The sequence below is a fragment of the Saprospiraceae bacterium genome, assembly GCA_026129545.1.
Taxonomy (GTDB): Bacteria; Bacteroidota; Bacteroidia; order Chitinophagales; family Saprospiraceae; genus M3007.
The window spans coordinates 285,334-303,315 of the sequence record JAHCHX010000001.1 but is presented as its reverse complement, the minus strand read 5'-3'; the positions used below and the strand labels follow the sequence as shown (position 1 = coordinate 303,315).

At 52.0% G+C, this 17,982-nt stretch carries 13 protein-coding genes and 3 pseudogenes; 4 read left to right on the top strand and 12 right to left on the bottom strand.

The genetic code is table 11. The features are described 5' to 3' along the window. Positions 1 to 173: 173 nt before the first annotated feature. The 4 genes and pseudogenes from trmD to KIS77_00965 form a co-directional block, all read right to left on the bottom strand. Entirely contained in the window at positions 174 to 866 is a 693-nt protein-coding gene (gene trmD, locus KIS77_00980) for a tRNA (guanosine(37)-N1)-methyltransferase TrmD (protein MCW5920887.1), read from the bottom strand. Positions 867 to 1,165: 299 nt separating this feature from the next. Beyond that, positions 1,166 to 2,200, bottom strand: coding sequence for an acyl-CoA reductase (locus tag KIS77_00975; protein MCW5920886.1), 1,035 nt, complete (start codon positions 2,198 to 2,200; stop codon positions 1,166 to 1,168). Between the two features lie 112 nt (positions 2,201 to 2,312). Continuing rightward, a pseudogene (locus tag KIS77_00970) lies at positions 2,313 to 4,006 on the bottom strand (efflux RND transporter periplasmic adaptor subunit). Between the two features lie 98 nt (positions 4,007 to 4,104). Then, positions 4,105 to 5,274: pseudogene (locus KIS77_00965) on the bottom strand (TolC family protein). Positions 5,275 to 5,403: 129 nt separating this feature from the next. Between KIS77_00965 and KIS77_00960 the strand changes: the two are divergent. Then, positions 5,404 to 5,823 carry a GxxExxY protein gene (locus tag KIS77_00960; protein ID MCW5920885.1) on the top strand — a complete coding sequence of 140 codons (420 nt, stop codon included), beginning with the start codon at positions 5,404 to 5,406 and terminating at the stop codon, positions 5,821 to 5,823. A 491-nt stretch (positions 5,824 to 6,314) separates the two neighbouring features. Here the strand turns inward: KIS77_00960 and KIS77_00955 are convergent. Next, a pseudogene (locus KIS77_00955) lies at positions 6,315 to 9,489 on the bottom strand (efflux RND transporter permease subunit). A 43-nt stretch (positions 9,490 to 9,532) separates the two neighbouring features. On the opposite strand from KIS77_00955, the gene KIS77_00950 reads away from it, so the two are divergent. Both KIS77_00950 and KIS77_00945 read left to right on the top strand, forming a co-directional pair. Continuing rightward, positions 9,533 to 9,745 (top strand): hypothetical protein, encoded by a 213-nt coding sequence (locus tag KIS77_00950; GenBank protein ID MCW5920884.1) that lies wholly within the window; start codon positions 9,533 to 9,535, stop codon positions 9,743 to 9,745. After that, positions 9,727 to 10,119 carry a type II toxin-antitoxin system VapC family toxin gene (locus tag KIS77_00945; GenBank protein MCW5920883.1) on the top strand — a complete coding sequence of 131 codons (393 nt, stop codon included), beginning with the start codon at positions 9,727 to 9,729 and terminating at the stop codon, positions 10,117 to 10,119. Before KIS77_00950 ends, KIS77_00945 begins: the two co-directional genes overlap by 19 nt. Before the next feature lie 89 nt (positions 10,120 to 10,208). On the opposite strand, the gene KIS77_00940 is transcribed toward KIS77_00945, so the two are convergent. The 7 genes from KIS77_00940 to KIS77_00910 all read right to left on the bottom strand — a co-directional run bounded on the left by KIS77_00940 (position 10,209) and on the right by KIS77_00910 (position 16,072). Further along, on the bottom strand, positions 10,209 to 11,225 hold the full coding sequence (locus tag KIS77_00940) for a hypothetical protein (protein ID MCW5920882.1): 1,017 nt from the start codon (positions 11,223 to 11,225) through the stop codon (positions 10,209 to 10,211). A 293-nt stretch (positions 11,226 to 11,518) separates the two neighbouring features. Beyond that, positions 11,519 to 11,668 (bottom strand): hypothetical protein, encoded by a 150-nt coding sequence (locus KIS77_00935; protein ID MCW5920881.1) that lies wholly within the window; start codon positions 11,666 to 11,668, stop codon positions 11,519 to 11,521. Positions 11,669 to 11,884: 216 nt separating this feature from the next. Next, complete coding sequence (locus KIS77_00930; GenBank protein MCW5920880.1) at positions 11,885 to 12,370, bottom strand: DUF4396 domain-containing protein; 486 nt, start codon at positions 12,368 to 12,370, stop codon at positions 11,885 to 11,887. 62 nt (positions 12,371 to 12,432) lie between these two features. Next, positions 12,433 to 12,672: a hypothetical protein gene (locus KIS77_00925; protein ID MCW5920879.1), complete on the bottom strand. Its 240-nt coding sequence runs from the start codon at positions 12,670 to 12,672 to the stop codon at positions 12,433 to 12,435. Between the two features lie 92 nt (positions 12,673 to 12,764). Further along, positions 12,765 to 12,977 carry a heavy-metal-associated domain-containing protein gene (locus tag KIS77_00920; protein ID MCW5920878.1) on the bottom strand — a complete coding sequence of 71 codons (213 nt, stop codon included), beginning with the start codon at positions 12,975 to 12,977 and terminating at the stop codon, positions 12,765 to 12,767. Positions 12,978 to 13,206: 229 nt separating this feature from the next. Continuing rightward, positions 13,207 to 15,429: a copper-translocating P-type ATPase gene (locus tag KIS77_00915; GenBank protein MCW5920877.1), complete on the bottom strand. Its 2,223-nt coding sequence runs from the start codon at positions 15,427 to 15,429 to the stop codon at positions 13,207 to 13,209. Positions 15,430 to 15,508: 79 nt separating this feature from the next. Then, positions 15,509 to 16,072: a helix-turn-helix transcriptional regulator gene (locus KIS77_00910; protein ID MCW5920876.1), complete on the bottom strand. Its 564-nt coding sequence runs from the start codon at positions 16,070 to 16,072 to the stop codon at positions 15,509 to 15,511. Positions 16,073 to 16,181: 109 nt separating this feature from the next. On the opposite strand from KIS77_00910, the gene KIS77_00905 reads away from it, so the two are divergent. After that, positions 16,182 to 17,933: an ATP-binding cassette domain-containing protein gene (locus KIS77_00905; GenBank protein ID MCW5920875.1), complete on the top strand. Its 1,752-nt coding sequence runs from the start codon at positions 16,182 to 16,184 to the stop codon at positions 17,931 to 17,933. The last annotated feature ends 49 nt before the right edge of the window (positions 17,934 to 17,982 follow it).

The following is a 17,982-nucleotide window of genomic DNA, read 5'->3' as shown; positions in this document are numbered from 1 at the left end:
TAGCGTGTCAAACCTTCCTATATGTTTTTTTACACGGCAAACGCTGCGCTCAAAGGAGTGTAAATTATTGAAAACCAAAATTCTGCTCTCCCCGTGTCTCTGTGTTTTCTTACAGTCCGATTGGGATGACACAGTGTTGTGAACACGCTCGCTGCACCTGGTCGGGCAAGCCCTCAGATGCCGCTTTCAAACTTGTCCCACACATCGGGGCGACGTGTTTTGGTGCGTTCGATGCTTTGCTCGTGGCGCCACTCGTCAATCAGTTTGTCGTTGCCGGAAAGCAAAACCTCCGGGACGGTCATGCCATCCCATTCCGCAGGTCGGGTATAAACGGGCGGAGCCAACAAATTGTCTTGAAAACTGTCAAACAAGGCCGATGTCTCGTCATTCAAGACGCCGGGAATGAGCCTACCCACCGCGTCCACCAGCACGGCCGCGGCCAATTCGCCCCCCGACAACACATAGTCCCCAATGCTGATTTCCAGCGTGACGTACTTCTGTCGAATGCGTTCGTCCACTCCTTTGTAATGGCCGCATATAATGATGATATTTTCCCGGAGCGACAGCCGATTGCACAGTGATTGGTCGAGTCGAACGCCGTCGGGTGTTGTGTAAACGACTTCGTCGTAGGGTCGTTCGGTTTTCAATTTTTCGATGCAGGCTGCGAGTGGTTCTGGGCGCATCACCATGCCCGCGCCACCCCCAAATTGATAGTCGTCCACCTGCCGATGTCTGCCCAAGCCATACTCGCGTAGGTTGTGGAGGTGTACCTCAAGCAAGCCCTTGTCTTTCGCTCGTTGTATAATCGAATGATTGAGCGGGCTTTCCAAAAGTTCGGGCAGGACTGTGATGATGTCGAAACGCATAGTGGGAAGAGGGAGTTGAGGGGGGTGTTCGGCTAAGTGGCGCGAACAGGGGCTGGGGAAAAAACCACCACAAAGGTAAGGCGCTGTGCGGACAGACAAAGCAAACGATGTGGGATACAAAAAAGCCGTTGGTACTCGCTTACGCTTTCTCAACGGCTAAACCCCAAAAAACCAAATGAAAACAATCTTCTTGTGCAAAGGTAAGTCAGCACCCTTCGAACAACCTACTCAATATCGGTGAACGGGCGAAATGAGTCGTTGAAACGGCGAAAACAGCGGCTGATTCTGGATTTGGCCCGTTACTTCAATCCTGTTAAAAACAGCATCACATCCACTCCGTCCGCATAATCGCCCAAGCCCGGCATCTGGCTCTTGCCGAATGGCAGCGCGGCGAAATCGCGCAGTTTCACATTGCTCACCACGCACTGGATTTCCTCTTTTTTTTCTGCCAGACGAGCATCAATGTCGAAGAGGTCGTCGTAGTATTCGTAATGCACGGAGGCGATGCGGGCTTGCAGCGCGGGGTCTTCCTTCAGCAGCAGGCAGCCGTTGTTTTTGTAGTCTATTTTGTTGAGAATGAACAAGGTGAGGTTGTAGTCGAAATTGTTTTTGTACTTGTCGTGGTGAATGATGTCGCGGTATTCGTGCAGCGCTTCGAGCAGGGTGTCGAAATGGTAGCCGTGCGGGACGTAGATTTTCGACACGTTGCGGCAGCCAAGGCCAAAGTAGGTGAAGATATCGCTTCCCAGCGCGTAGAGGTCGGCCATCGTTTCGAGGCCATTGAGCACGGCGACGGCGTTGCGGTTGCGGCGGATGATGTGCGGGTATTTTGAAAAATACTGCTCGAAGTAGCGGGCGGTGTTGTTGCTGCCTGTGGCGACGACCGCATCGAAGCCGCTGAGAGATTCATTTTCTGCCACAAACTCCGTGTATTCCCACGCTTCGTGCGACCATTTGCCCATTATTTTCACCAACAACGGCAACAGGCGTTTGTCTTTGTCGCTGAGTTTCACTTTCGCCCGTTGGCCTGCCGCAAACACGCAGAGCCAATCGTGAAAACCCACCAGCGGGATGTTCCCGGCCATCACGAGACCAATGGTTTTGTCGGGATGTAGCGATTTTGACACGGGATATTGCGCCGCCCAAGCCTCTAATTTTTCTTTTTCCAAAAAGGCTTCGGCGATAGCTTTGAGGGCGTTGCGCGTGTTTTCCTCTGTGAACCAGCGATTTTCAATGTACGATTGTTGAATCGCGGCATCGAGTTCGGCATTGCCACCGGAGCGCAAATAATGGCCGAGTTCGGCGAGCAGTTCGAGTCGTTCGTGGAGTGTCAAAGTCAGGTAAGTTTTTGTGCGACAAAGGTAGAAAAAACGAATCGCAGAGGCGCAGAGACACGGAGTAGTTGAAAATCGGAATTCAGCGTTTCTGCGTCTCCGAAGTGAAATTTCACTGATTCAAGTACATCATCTTCACTTCATAAACCCCGTTCACCACGACCTTTTCACCCTCTTCCATGCCTTTCAAAATCAAAGTCCGCGTGCCGTCGTCCTCGCCCGTGTGCACATAAGCCAACTCGAATTCTTCGGGCGCGTGCTTCAGAAAAACCGCCGTTTTGCCGTTGATTTCGGTCAATGCCGAGTTTGGCACCGCGATTTGCCGGCTGCTTTGTTGGTTCATTGCTTTCAACGTCACGAACTCGCCGATTTTAAAATCGCCATTTGGATTGTCCATTTCAAAAAGCACCCGCTGACTTTGGTTGCCGGGGTTCATCGTCTGGGCGGGCGAAATCAGCCGCACCTCCGCGCTTTTGTGGTCGTCGGTGGAGCAAGTGACCAAAAACTTGTTGCCCACCCGGACTACCGGCACGTCGCGGTCGTAGACTTGAGCCTCCACATACACCTTGTTCAGGTTCGTGACGGTGAAAAGCGTTTGCCCCGCCACGACCTCCGCGCCCGGTGTGAGCGTGAACGCGCCCACAACACCCGAAATGGGCGCTACCAACGACACCGTGCGGCTGTTGGCCGAGGTATTTGCTCCAACGGCTTTGTTTTCAAGCGTTTGTAACTCTGCCAATGCCTGATTGTAATTTGCTTCGGCGGCTTCCACGTCGCGCCCGGCAGCGATATCTTCGATTTTTTTCAAACGTTCCAATTCGCGTTTGGTGGCGGCGACGCGGGCTTTCGCTGTCTCAATTTGCACCGCCAAACCCGCATTATTGGCCGCAATACCGACCTGATCGGGTGTTGCGATGTTTTGTTGCAAAACGGCCAATACCTGTCCGGCCCGCACCGATTGACCTACATTCACGGCAACTCGCGTGATGCGTCCGCCTTGCGGAGCCATCACCACGACCAGTTCGCCGGAAGCCGGGACAACCGTGCCGAACATCGTCGTGGCCGATTGGTAGTCGCCCACCGCAATCGGCTGGGTCAGGATTTCAAACAAAAACTGTGTCTCTTTGGGTGCGTACACGGACTTACCATAGCCGCTACCGCCCGATGCAGGACCGTGTTCTTCGTCGCCATGCGCGAAGGCAGGATTGAAGTTTGGCATTGAAAACCAGGCACTTGCCAACAGAAATAGCGTCGTTAGCACACGGTTTCTTTTTCGGGAAATAAAAAATACCAACGCGCCGCCAGCCAATGCGCCGAACAGGAACATCCACCAAGCGCCCACGCCGCCTGTCTCATCGTGGGAATGCGCCCCTTCCGCTTTGGTCAAAGTTTTCCCGACTTCCACCCCTTGCAGCCCGATTAAATCGGCACCGTTCGGGTGGCTCACTTGCACGTTGAGGGTGTAAATTTTATTTTCGGGAAATGAGGTGTGCAGTTCGTACACGCCCGGCGAGAGGGGCTTTACTTCAAAAAGAATTTGTGGATTTTCAGCCGCGCTGATTTTCAATTCAGCCTTTTCAATGGGCGATTACTGAAATAATCGGCCACAAAAAGCGTCAGGTGCGCCTCTTTCCCTGCGGTCAGTTCAGGATAGTACAGTGTCAGTTCGTACCTGTCGGATTGGCCATAGGTGGTGAAGTGGTCGGTTGCCACGCCGGGGTCCGTCGGGATTTCGTCGCCATGTGCAAGGAGATTTTTTGGGAAAAATGCGACGAGCGCGAAAAGAGAAAACAAGAGCGGTTTCATATTATTCGTGATTGAATTTTTGAAAAAGAGTTTCACACAACGACACGACGGCACAAAGAAAAAATTGGCGTTGTGCCGTTGTGTCATTGTGTGAAAAATCACTGCCCATAAAGGAACAGCAACTGGATATGGGCCGTATTCAGGGCGTTTACCTGTACTGCGTAGTCGCGTTGAATCTCGAAAGCCCCGTCCAAAGTTCGCAAAAAAGTGATGTAATCCACTTGCCCCGCCTCGCGCATCCGAACGGCGGCGGCGATGAGCGCACGGCTGCGGGGCAGGGCTTCGCGCTCGTGGTACTGAACATTTGCCAATGCCGTAACGGCCTCTGTCTGGGTGCGCTGCCATTCCAACGTGATGGCTTGCGACTGTGCTTCGGCGCGAGCCAACGCAGCTTGGCTTTCAGCTTGGGCGACATTTGCCCCGGCGCGGTATCGCCCCACCCATAGCGGAATGCCGATGCTGACGCGGAAACGGTAGTCAATCGGCGAGTTGCGCGTGCCCTAGTTGAGATAGCCCAGAGAAAAGTTGGGTAAGGTGCGGCTTTTCGCCAGATTAATTTGTTTTTTAGCGACTTGCACTGCCTGCTGTTCGTAGGCGACCGCTGGATTGGCGGCAATGTCGGGCATCGCCAGCAGCCCTAAGGTGTCGGCATTTAGGGGCAACAGTGTTCCTAAATCGCTCAACCCAGTAAAAGTTGTCAAATTCTGACGCAGCCCTTCCACCATCCGCTCGGCGGAGAGGCGCTCCCGATGCAGGTTGCCCGCCTCGTTTTCGGCGATGGTTTTTTGCAAAAAATCTATCTCGCCTGCGGTGAACTGGCGGGCGGCTGTGGCGGCAATTTGCTGATACAGCGTGTCGCGGTCTCTCCATTGCTGCGCCTGAAATTCAGCGACTTGCGTTTCTAAATAAAGTGAACGGACCATGTATCGCAAGTCGTTTTCGCTCACGCGCTGACCAGCTTGAGCGAGGGCGGTTTCGGCCTTGGCGACTTGTTTCTGGCGGCTGTACACGGTCGGAAAATCAAATGATTGCAACACGCCGACGGCGTAAAACTCCCCGGTCGGGCTTTCCACGTTCACTTCGGGATTGGGCAGGTTGAGGGCGGTTTTTTCTCCGTACTTTTTTGCCTGCACCCCGAACGCAGCGGCTTTGACTGAGGGGTGGTTTTGGAGCGCGGCCTAGATGGCGGCGTCCGGGGTGATGATTTTTTGGGAAAATGCTGATTCAGCCAAAGCAGTGATTATTAGGAAAATGAATTTATATTTCATTGTCGGTATTTTTGCTTCCTTGTTTTACTCATTAAGAGTTTGGTTTCACACAACGACACGACGACACAAAGAAAAAATTACGTTGTGTCGTCGTGTGAAATCTACATCTCTCATCAAAATCATTTGAACATGGCATTTCTACTCGAATTATCGAATAAACCTTCCCAAATGACTGAAAATGAAATTGCAGAAGTTGTTATTGACATTGGGTTTCATATTCACCGGAAATGGGGGCCAGGGCTTTTGGAGACCGCTTATGAAGAACTTATGGTTCATCATCTACGAGCCAATGGTTTCTTTGTTGAACAGCAAAAAGAGATACCATTTGAAGAAGATGGGGCAAAACTCACTGCGGGATTCAGGGCTGACATAATAGTTGAGAAGAAACTGATTATCGAACTAAAATCCATCGAACGGCTGGCTCCGGTTCATGGCAAAATTTTGCTCACTTACCTACGGCTCACAAACTTGAAGCTGGGACTTTTGATGAATTTCGGTGAAGCCTTTCTAAAAGATGGCATCAAGAGAGTTATCAACGGCTATTTATGAGGCGCTTGGTTTCACACAACGACACGGCGGCACAAAGAAAAAATTACGTCGCGTCGTTGTGTGAAATCTACATCTCGGTCTGAAAAACACCCTTTTTTCCCTCACGCCCGAAAAGAGTTTTTTTCACACAACGACACGGCGGCACAAAGAAAAAATTACGTCGCGTCGTTGTGTGAAATCTACATCTCGGTCTGAAAAATACCCTTTCTTCCCTCACGCCCGAAAAGAGTTTTTTTCACACAACGACACGGCGACACAAAGAAAAAATTACGTCGCGTCGTTGTGTGAAATCTACATCTCGGTCTGAAAAACACCCTTTCTTCCCTCACGCCCGAAAAGAGTTTTTTTCACACAACGACACGGCGGCACAAAGAAAAAATTACGTCGCATCGTTGTGTGAAATCTACATCTCGGTCTGAAAAACACCCTTTCTTCCCTCACGCCCGAAAAGAGTTTTTTTCACACAACGACACGGCGGCACAAAGAAAAAATTACGTCGCGTCGTTGTGCCGTTGTGTGAAACCTGCATCTCGCTGTGAAAAATACTCCTCCACCGCCTTCTTCCCCCACGCCCAAAACACGGTCGGCGTGACAATCATATCGAGCAAAGTCGAGGACAAAAGCCCGCCGAGAATCACCGTCGCTACCGGGTATAAAATCTCTTTTCCCGCCGCTTGTGGGTCCAAAGTCAGGGGAATTAAAGCCAATGCCGCTACGAGTGCCGTCATCAAAACCGGGACGAGTCGTTCGAGCGAGCCGCGCACAATCATCTGTTTATCAAACTTTTCGCCTTCGTGTTCTATGAGATGAAGGTAGTGCGAAATCATCATAATCCCGTTGCGCGAAGCAATGCCTGTCAACGTAATGAAACCCACCAGTGTCGCCACCGAGAAGGTGCCACCCGTGAGCCAAACGGCTGCCACCGAGCCGACGAGCGCGAGCGGGATATTGAGCATCACCTGCACTACGATACGCCACGAACGGAAGTGCGCGTAGAGGACAAGAAAGATACCCAGCAACACGAAAATGCTCAGGATACCGATGAGCCGCGAAGCGTCTTTTTGTGCTTCGAACTGGCCTCCGTATTCCAGAAAATACCCCTGCGGCATTTGGATTTTTTCGCTAACGGCTTTTTGAATGTCGGCGACAGTGCTGCCCAAATCGCGGCCTTGCACGTTGGCCGACACCACGAGACGGCGCTGGCCGTTTTCGTGGCTCACCGAATTGATGCCTTTTTCGTACTCGATGTGCGCGATACTTTCGAGCGGAATCAAAACGCCCTCCGGCGTGTGGATTTGCGTCTTGCGGATATTTTCCAGGTTCTCGCGGTCTTCCGGGACGGCGCGGAGCACGAGGTCGAAGGTTTTTTGGCCGTCCAAAATTTGCGATACGACTTTGCCGCCGTACAAAACTTCGAGGTCGCGGGCGACTTCGCCGGTTTGCATTCCGTAGCGTTGCAACGCGGCGCGGTCGAGGCGAATAGTCAGTTGAGGCACAAGCACTTGGCGTTCCACCTGCACGTCCACCGCACCGGGCACGGCCTCGGCAGCCTCTTTGATTTGTCCGGCAATGGCACGCAGTTCGGTCAAATCTTCTCCAAAAATTTTAATCGCCACCTGCGCCCGCACCCCGCTCAGCAAGTGGTCGAGGCGGTGCGAAATCGGCTGGCCGATGCTGACCGATACCCCGGCGAGGTTTGCCAGTTGTTTGCGGATGTCGGCGACAACTTCCGTGCGCGGGCGGGCATCTTCTCGTAATTCAACTTCGATTTCGGAGTTGGAAACAGGCTCCACGTGTTCGTCCAATTCGGCGCGACCCGTGCGGCGAGCGGTGTAGCGCACATCCGGCACACGCAGGATAAGTTGCTCGGCAACGGTGCCGATTTTGTTGCTTTCTTCCAACGACGTACCCGCCGGAGCGTACAAATTGACGGTAAAACTTCCCTCGTTGAACGGCGGCAAAAACTCTGTCCCGAATGTCGGCACCAGCGACGCAGCGCCGATGACAAGCGAAGCAGCGGCGGCGATGACGAATTTTGAATTGCCCAAACCAAAATTCAGGAGTTTCAAATCCTGCTTTTTCAACCAGGTGACCAAGCCCGATTCTTTGCCTTCGTTGAGTTTTGAATTTGGCAAAAGATAACTACACAATGCGGGCGTGACGGTGAGCGACACGACCAGTAAAGCCAAAATCGAGGTGATATAAGCGATGCCCAGCGGGGCAAAAATCCGCCCTTCGATGCCTTGGAGTTGGAACAAAGGCAGGAATACCAGCACGACGATAATGGTCGCGTACACGATGGAATTACGCACTTCGCTGCTGGCTTCGTACACCACGAGCAGGGGATTTTTTCTCCCCTCTCCCAATGGAGAGGGGACGGGGGAGAGGCTTCGGTTTTCCTTCAACCGGCGGAACACATTTTCCACATCCACGATGGCGTCGTCCACCAATTCGCCGATAGCGATGGCGAGGCCGCCGAGCGTGAGCGTGTTGATAGAAATATCGAACCACTTGAAAACCAAAGCGGTAATCACCAACGAGAGCGGAATCGCCGTGAGCGTGATGAGCGTCGTGCGGAAATTCAGGAGGAACAAAAACAGCACGATGACCACAAGAATGAAGCCGTCGCGGAGGGCGATTTCCACGTTCGTGAGCGAGTGTTCGATAAAGTTTTTTTGCTGAAAAACTTTCGCATTGAGCCGCACGTCGGGCGGGAGCGAAGGCTGGAGTTCGGCCAATGCCCGCTCGATGTCGTCGGTCAAAGTAACCGTGCTTGCGCCGGGTTGTTTTTCCACTGTGAGGATAACGGCAGGGCGAGCGTTCACTGAAGCGTCGCCGCGTTTGATAGCTGCACCAAATTGCACTTCGGCCACCTGGCTGAGCAAAACGGGCGAACCCTCACGGTTTGCCACGACCGTTTTTTTGCAAATCCTCCAGATTGTTGGAGCGCCCCAAAATTGAAATCAAAACCTCCGAGCCGTAGCGGTTGAAAAAACTACCCGTCGAGTTCAGGTTGGCGTTCGCCAATGCATTATCGAGGTCTTCGAGCGTCAGGTTGTACTGTTTCAATTTCGCAGAGGAAACCAAAACCTGGTACTGCAAACGGTCGCCGCCAATAGGGATGACCTGCGCTACGCCTTTGATTGCCAACAACCTGCGCCGGATGGCGAAGTCAGCCAACGTGCGCAAGTCGGCTGCCGTGCTGAGCGTTTTTCCGCTCGCGCTGTCGGGCTCGGCTGTCATGCCCACGAGCATAATTTGCCCCATGACGGAGGAAATCGGCCCCATGACCGGCACGATGCCGTCGGGCAACGGTACGGTGCTGAGTTTTTCGGCTACAAGTTGGCGGGCGCGAAACACATCCACGTCCCAGTCGAATTCCACAAACACCAAACCGATGCCGCGCGACGAACTGCTGCGCACGACTTCCACGCCGGGCGAGCCATTGAGCGCCGTTTCGATAGGCAAAACCGCCTGCGCTTCGATTTCTTCGGGCGACATTCCGCCTGCTTCGAGGAAAACGGTGACGCGAGGCCGATTCAAATCGGGCAGCACGTCCACCGGCAGGTTCATCGCCGTCCAACTGCCCCACACGAGTAGCAGCGCGGCGGCGGCGACCACGAAGAGGCGGTTTTGGAGGGAGAATTTTATGAGTGCGTTGAGCATTGCTTGTCTATTTGGTTTATTTTTGTGTCAAAATTTTTGAAAAATGCAGACTATAACGGTTGAGTTGCTTGACAATCAAGCTATGCTGTTGCTCCAACAATTGGAAAAAATAAAGTGGCTTCGCATTGTGGAACAGCCGAACAAGAAACCTTCGAAGCCTCAACTAAAATTAGGCGGCTCCATCCCTAAAAATGTCGCGCTCGATATGCAAAAACAGCTCAAAGAACTGCAGGAATCATGGGAGCGCGATATTTGATTGATTCTAATGCTGCCATTGATTTTCTCGGTGGTTTGCTTCCAATAGCTGCTACCACGCGGCTCGAATCATGGATTCTGAATGGGGAATGCGCTATTTCAATTATTAATCGCATTGAGTTGTATTCCATCGTTTTACCCCCTGCAGCACTTACAGCTATGAACAATTTTGTGGCTTGCGTTCAAGTTTTTGCACTTTCCGACATCATTGCTGACCGAACAATTCTCATTCGACAAGCAGATCGACTCAAACTTCCCGATGCCGTCATCGCTGCTACCTGTTTAGAAAATACTCTTCCAGTTATTTCCAGAAATCAGGCTGATTTTGGAAAAGTTGCGGGGCTAACCGTAATTGACCCTTACACTATTTCCTGACAAGACAATAGCGATTTTATCTCACACAACGACACGACGAGGTTTTTGAAAATCAATACGTTGTGCCGTTGTGTGAAACAAAAACTGCTTTAGTGATTATGTCCCTCATGCCCCGCCTCTTCAGCCTTTCCTTCTTCCACTTTCACCACAAAATCGGCCGTGTGGACTTTGCCGTCGGTCTGGAATTGCAGCCAGCCGCGATAGGTGCCGGGTTTGGCGAAAGTGGTGTGAATGTCCAATTTGCCACCCTCGGCGGAGGGATGGGTGTGGACAAACTCTTTTGTAGCGACTTCCACGAGTACGAGATGGGCTTTTTCACCCAAATAATTCTCAAAAGTGGCGGGGTCAACGGGTTTGCCGCCTTTCGTAATCGTGACCGGAATATGTTGTTGGGTACCTGATTTGAAACCCGCACCTTCATGCCCGGCTTCCATCTTGAGTGTGAAGCCGTCCACCGAAGTGTTGAGTTTCGGCTGGGCGTAAGCGACCGTTTTTGCGGGAGCGCCGGCCACATCGAGTTCGATTTTGTTCACCTGATTCAGGCCGCCGGTGGGTTTGTAGTCGGTAAAAGCCCAGTATTTGCCGCCCGCGTCGAAGCGGGTTTCATTGTGGCCGCGACCGGCAGTGAAATTTTCGCCTTTTGCCAGCACTTTGATGTCGTAACTGCCTGTGGCTGAATATTCAGGGTGAATGTGGTCGAACCACGAAAGGTCGTCGGAAACCAAAATCAGGTGCATTTTTTTCTCGTGCACGAGGTCGAGCGGGACTGGGGCTGATTCGTTGCCTTTGATTTTCGGCGTGAACGAGAGCATAGCCGGCTTTCCGGCTTCGAGTTGAGCGGGATTGGCCGCGAACGCGGTGAAATATTCGGCGGTATTGGCGCCCGCCTCTACTTTCATCGGCTCGAGTTTCATGTTGCAGATGGGGCAGGTGCCGGGCTGGTCGTAGGTTTTACCTTTTTCGCAGTTCATCGGGCAGATATACTTTGTTCCCGGTGCAGCAGCCTCCGTCGTTTGGGTGTTTTGTTTGGAATGGTCGTGTTTGCAGGCGTTGAATGCCACGACCGACATGGCGAGCACAAGGCCCGCGATGAGCATATTTTTCATAAAATAATGATGTTGAGAGTGTTGAAAAAAATGTTGAGAGGGGTTGAGATAGTTGAGGAGGGTTGAGAATGATTCTCTCAACTTTTTCTCAATTTTTCTGAACCAGAAAAACGGGCATACGTCAGGCTGACGTGGCACTATACGTCAAATCTTGGGCGGCAGCCAAATGGGCAAATAAACCGCTTCGGGCAGGTGGTCGGCAAAGTAAAACGCCTGCTTTTGTACTGAAAAATTGATTACGCGTGAGGCAAGCGTTGGCGATGTTTCGTGTGTAAATGCAGCTCCGGAGTGAATCACAATTTGACATGCCGGGCAGCGACAACCATCATTTTCGTGGTCGCAAGAGCAGCCGGAGTCAGGGCCCTGATGTTCAGCGTCGTCGGCACAGCAATCGGGTTGGGCTTGATTTGTTGTGCAGCAAGATTCGCCCGACGTTTTTTCATGGAACTTGGCTGTATGTTCGGCATTGTCGCTGCCACACGCCTCTGCGCGGTTCGCCGATAGAACGAACAGGCAAATTGAAAAGACCAATGTGGCTAAGCGATACGTCATGTTTAAAACAAAGGTAAAAAGGAAGAGTGGGTTCTACCGGCAACATTTTTTGGATGGTGCCAGCAAGTGCAGGATTTTTAGCAAAAACTTCATTTTCAGGAAATTAATCAATGCTGGTGACGAATTCCCCGGCCGATGAGCCACCAGTTGACAGGAAATGCTGCGGCAAAACCAGCAAGTAAAGCCAGTCCCATTCCAAACCAGAAAAGGCTGTCGCTCAAGCCAGCATCCATCACGCCGGGGGTGTAGAGTTCGGTCAAGACCTGAGCAGTTTCCATAACTACGATACTCAAGCCTTCCGCAATCAGGACGGTCTTGAATGCGCGATTCCAGCCAAAACCTGCCCGTCGCAGTGGAATCATGCCAAGCAAAAAGCCGCCGACAAAGCCCAGAATAATGGCCAAAATCATGGTTTCCATGTTGCCCCAACCTAATGCGGTGCCGATAATGACACCCGATACTTCGCCGATACCACAGCCGAGCAGACAGTGCAAAGTGGCGCTGAATGTGAGTCGGAGGCGATTGGGAGCTACGGTTTGCTGCTTTGGAGGAAGTGTTTGGGGGATTGGATGGTGATGTGCGTGATGTTCCATTTTTGTAGAGATTGTTGTTCAAAAAAACTTTTCGATTTACAATTCAGCGTGTCCATTTTTTCTCACCGCCATTGCGACGGCTTTCCCAATTCGGGTCGGAGCGGTTCACTTTTTTCTTGCAGGGATGATTTTCCGACGGAGAGCGTCCGGTCTTTTCCAGTTCGATGGAAGGCTTTCATTTCCAAGACATTAATGTTTATTTGCCTTGTCAACGACGGTTCGTAGAGCGGGATGCCGTTTCTTTCTTTTTGGCAGGAAGTCAGCAGGAAATAGCAAGCGAAAAGGAGGAAAGATGTTTTCATAGCATAACTTTTCGATGTTGAAAATTGGATTTGTCAGCAGGAATTCAGGATGGAGAACCTTCCAAGTTTTGAAGACCTAGAAGGTTTTGAATTCAGGCCGCTTCGGCTTTGAACCCCGCTTCTTTCACGGCAGCAATCACCGTTTCAGCATCGAGATTTTCGCCTTTGACGGTCAGAGGTTTGTCGGGCGATTGAATGTCAACTTCCCAGTTTTCTGCGCCGACGGCTTCGTTCAGCGCATCTGTGACTTGGCTGACGCAGCCCATGCACTTGATATTGGTTTTGAATTTTAATTCTTGTTTCATTGCAAAAAATTATGGTTGTAAACTGCTTGGACAGATTTGTTTCACACAACGACACGACGACACAAAGAATTGATTATCAGAAAATAAAATCGTAGTGTCGCCGTGTCGTTGTGTGAAACAGTTGAATATTCTTGCCTCAGCACTTAAATGTTTTTGATGACACAAAGGTAAAGGGGGCGAATGCCGGAGGCGTTACAATATGTTGGATGAGATTTACAGTTAAATGGCATCACTTGCGCCACTTCAACCGAAGACTGTTGCTGACGACACTCACTGAACTGAGGGCCATCGCGGCGCCGGCAATCATGGGGTTGAGCAGGAAACCGTTGACAGGATAAAGCACTCCGGCGGCAATCGGGATGCCGATGACGTTGTAAATAAAGGCCCAAAACAGGTTTTGCCGAATGGCGGCTACCGTGTGGCGCGACAACCGGATGGCTGCCGGGATTTTGCCCAAGTCGCTGCTCATCAGGGTCATTTTGGCTACGTCCATCGCAATGTCGGAGCCTTTGCCCATGGCGATGCTCACGTCGGCACGCGCCAAAGCTTGGCTGTCGTTGATGCCGTCGCCGACCATCGCCACGATTTTTCCTTGTTCCTGAAGTTGTCGCACGAACGCTTCTTTATCGGCTGGCAAAACCTCCGCCTGAAAATGCCCGATGCCGACTTGCTCCGCTACCGCGGCGGCAGTCCGACGATTGTCGCCGGTGAGCAAATACACCTCGATGCCCATGTCGCGCAACTCGCGGACGGCTTCGACGGACGAGGGTTTCACTGGGTCGGCGATGGCCGCAAGCGCCAGAATTTGCTGGTTGTTAGCGAAATAAATGACCGTATTGGCCTCTTTTTCCTGCAATGCCGAAGCCGTTTGAAGGCTTTCAGGAAAGGTCAGGCCATGTTCCTGCATGAGTGCGAGATTGCCTGCAAAAACTTTTTTCCCTTCAAATTCTGCGATAATTCCCTTGCCTGTGATGCTTTCAATTTTTTCCAGATGAACCGGTTTTGCCTGTTCTTCCAGAAAGGAAACGACTGCTTCGGCGAGGGGGTGTTCGGAGTTTTTTTCCAAACTGAACAGGACGTTTTGCCACCCGGCGCTATCCGTTTTTTCAGCCCAAATCAGGTTTTTCACGACAGGTTTGCCGGCCGTGATGGTGCCGGTTTTGTCCAAAACGACTGCCTGAATACGGTGCGCCAGTTCGAGGCTTTCCGCGTCTTTTATCAAAATGCCTTGTTCGGCGCCTTTGCCCACGCCAACCATGATAGCCGTCGGTGTAGCCAAACCCAGCGCACAAGGACACGCGATGACCAACACGGTCACCATCGCCAAAAGGCCTTGCGTTAGGCCGTTTTCGCCGCCCAACATCCACCACGTGCCAAACGCAATCAACGCGATGACGATGACGACCGGCACAAACACGGCGGCAATGCGGTCCACCAATTTTTGCACGGGCGCTTTGGAACCTTGCGCTTCCTGCACCATGCGGATGATTTGCGCCAGCAAGGTGTCGCCGCCAACTTTTTCAGCCTTGAATTGAAAACTGCCTTTTTGATTGATGGTGCCTGCCAGAATGCGGTCACCCGCCGATTTCGCCACCGCCACCGGCTCGCCACTGAGCATACTCTCGTCCACATAAGACGAGCCGGATTCGATGATGCCGTCCACCGGAATTTTTTCGCCGGGCTTCACCAGCAGAAGGTCGCCGATGCGCACTTGCGCAACCGGAATTTCCATCATGTGCCCTCCCGAATGTACGATGGTGACGGTTTTGGGCTGCAAACCCATCAGTTTTTTGATAGCTGACGAGGTGTTGGCTTTGGCGCGTTCTTCGAGTAGTTTTCCCAAAAGAATGAATGCCACGACAAATCCGGCGGCTTCAAAATAAACGTGCGCGTGTAAGCCGCGACTGTGCCAGAATTCGGGAAAAAGGGTGTTGAAAATGCTGAAAACGTAGGCAATGCCCGTGCTCAAAGCCACCAGCGTGTCCATATTGGCCGAGCGGTGGCGGGCTTGTCTCCGGGCATTTATGAAAAACGACCTCCCAAGCCAAAGTACCAACGGCGTGGAAATCGCCCACATAACATACTCGACGTAAGGCAAATCCATGAAAAACATCCCCAAAATGCCGAGCGGCACGGCGAGTACGACCGCCCAAATCGTGCGACGTCGCAAATCTTCGTAATGCTTGCGCTGAATATTTTCCGCCTCTTCTTTGGCCGCTTCGGGTTCCGCCACAATGAGGTCGTAGCCGATGCTCTGAAGGGCTTTTTTCATGTCGTCGGGCGAAATCTTCGCAGGTTCATACTCCACCAACACGCTCTGCGTAGCGAAATTCACGGCGGCGGACGTGACGCCCGGCTGATGCCCCAATACGGATTCGACACTGACGGCGCAAGCCGCGCAGGTCATATCGGTCACGGGGAATTGTTGGCGGACGGCGATTGCTGTGCTCATAAAACTTCGTTTTTGATGACACAAAGTTCTGCACTAAGGCCCCGGCCAGCGTTACGATTTAGTGGAAGAGAATTTCGCTTTAATGGACGTGGTCGAGCGTGCGGCGATGCCCGCTATGGTTGTTTTTGAACTCGGTAGGCGTCATACCGGTCACTTTTTTGAATTGGCTGCTCAGGTAGGCCACGCTGCTGTAACCGAGTCGGAAGGCTATTTCACTCAAAGTCAATTCGTTGTAAACCAGCCATTCTTTCACTTTTTCTATTTTTTGCAAAATGAAATATTGCTCCAGAGTGATGCCCTCTACTTCGGTAAATAGTTTGGAAATTGCGGAATAATCGCGGTGCAGGGCTTTGCCCACAAACTCGACGAGGCTGAAATTTTCCGGCAGTTCGCCCGATTGTACTTGCTCGATGAGGAGCGATTTCACTTTTTCAATCAGGCGGCTTCGCTGGTCGTCCAACAATTCAAAGCCCACAGCCTCAAGGTCGGCACGTAGGTTTTGCTCCTGCTCTGGGCGGAGTGTCTGGGAGAGCTCAATTTCCCCCAAAGCGACAGAAACCGGAGCGATGCCGTTTTTTTTCAATACCTGAGCGACGGTGAGTATGCACCGCTGACAAACCATGTTTTTGATGAAAAGTGTCATTTTTTCCACTTTTATCTGGCAAAATTAAATGAAAGGAAAAATTAAAAGCCAACCTTTTAAACATAGTAATTTCAAACTCGTTTCGGATGGAAATTACAAATGAACATAAATGCCTGACCCAAATACTTCTTCTTTGACCCCCGTGCAGCGCCTGCTCAGGCTTTTGGGGCAATTGCGCAGAGAGATTCGCTACACGGTGTTGTACGCTGTGGTGGCGGGTCTCATCAGTTTGTCGTTGCCGCTGGGCATACAAGCCATCATCGGTCAAATCGCGGGCGGCGCCATTTCGGCAGCATGGGGGGTGTTGGTATTGTTCGTCATCGTTGGTGCTTTGCTGGTCGGTATTTTGAGGCTGATGCAGCTTTCCATCATGGAATCCATCCAACGCCGCATTTTTACTGCTTCAGCAATTGAGTTTGCTGTTCGGCTGCCGCGACTCAACTTGGAAATGCTGCGCAGGGAACACCTGCCCGAATTGGCCAACCGCTTCTTTGACACGCTCACCATTCAGAAAGGATTGCCCAAAATCCTGATGGAGGGCAGCACGGCTGCGCTTCAAATCTTGTTCAGCCTGATGTTGCTGTCGTTTTATCATACCTCCTTCGTGCTGTTCTCCTTGTTGTTGATAGGTGTTTTGATTGTGCTTTTCGCATGGACTGGGCCGCGCGGCATACAGACCAGTTTGACGGAATCAAAATACAAGTACAAATTGGCGTTTTGGCTGGAAGAGGTGGGGCGCGTGTCCACCACCTTCAAACTCGCTGGCGAAAACCGCTTCCCACTGCTTCGCGCCGACGAACTGACGGTCAGTTACCTTGATGCCCGCGCAAGGCATTGGCGCATATTGGTGACGCAGTTCGTCAGCAGCATCGTATTTCGGGTGCTGGTGTTGGGCGGCTTTTTGGTGCTGGGCAGCGTGTTGGTGATGGACAATCAGTTGAATATCGGCCAGTTCGTAGCCTCCGAAATCCTTGTCCTGTTCGTCATAGAATCTGTGGAAAAACTGATTCTGCTGCACGAAACGGGCTACGATGTCATCACTGCCGCCGAAAAGCTCGGGCAGGTGAACGACTTGCCCATCGAGCGGGAGGATGGCGTGCGTGCCGAGGAGTTCTGTGGCGAACAGCCTTTGGCCATCGAGTTGCGCAACCTCTCCTACCAATACGACGACGGCGACAAACCAGTGCTGAAAAACCTGAACCTCAGCATCAATGCAGGCGAACGAGTAGCCATTGCCGGGTACAACGGCTCTGGCAAAAGCACGCTGCTACAGGTGCTATCGGTGGGCAAGCGCGACTTTACAGGCTCGCTGCTGTTCAACGGCCTGCCCAAACGCAACCTGCACCTGCGCAGCTTGCGCGAGCGCATCGGCGATATATCCTCGCAAGAAGAGGTATTCAAAGGCACAATCCGAGAAAACATTGATATCGGCAATGAGCACATTACGCTCCAAAAGGTATTGCAAGTGGCTGAAATGGTAGGGCTGAGCGATTTCATTCGCCAAGCCCCCCGAGGCATTGACACAGAGCTGTTGCCGAGCGGAAAAAACATTCCGCGCAGCATCGTCACGAAGATATTGGTGGCGCGAGCCATCATCGGGCAGCCCAGATTGTTGGCGATGGAGGAACCGCTGGGCAATCTGAACCCACAAGACCGCCTCCGCATCGCTAGCCTCCTCACGGACAAAAAACAACCGTGGACCTTTGTCTGCACCACCGCCGACCCTCTGCTGGTCTCGTTTTGCGAGCGCGTGGTCATCCTGAAAGAAGGGGAAATCGTGTTCGACGGCAGTCTGGACGAGGTCAAAAAGACAGAGCATTACAGGCGAGTGCTCAGAACCGATATGAGCGAGGCGTGGTGATGCCCTCGCATTTCAAAACGAACAGAAAACGCAAAAACTTAGGTAGAGG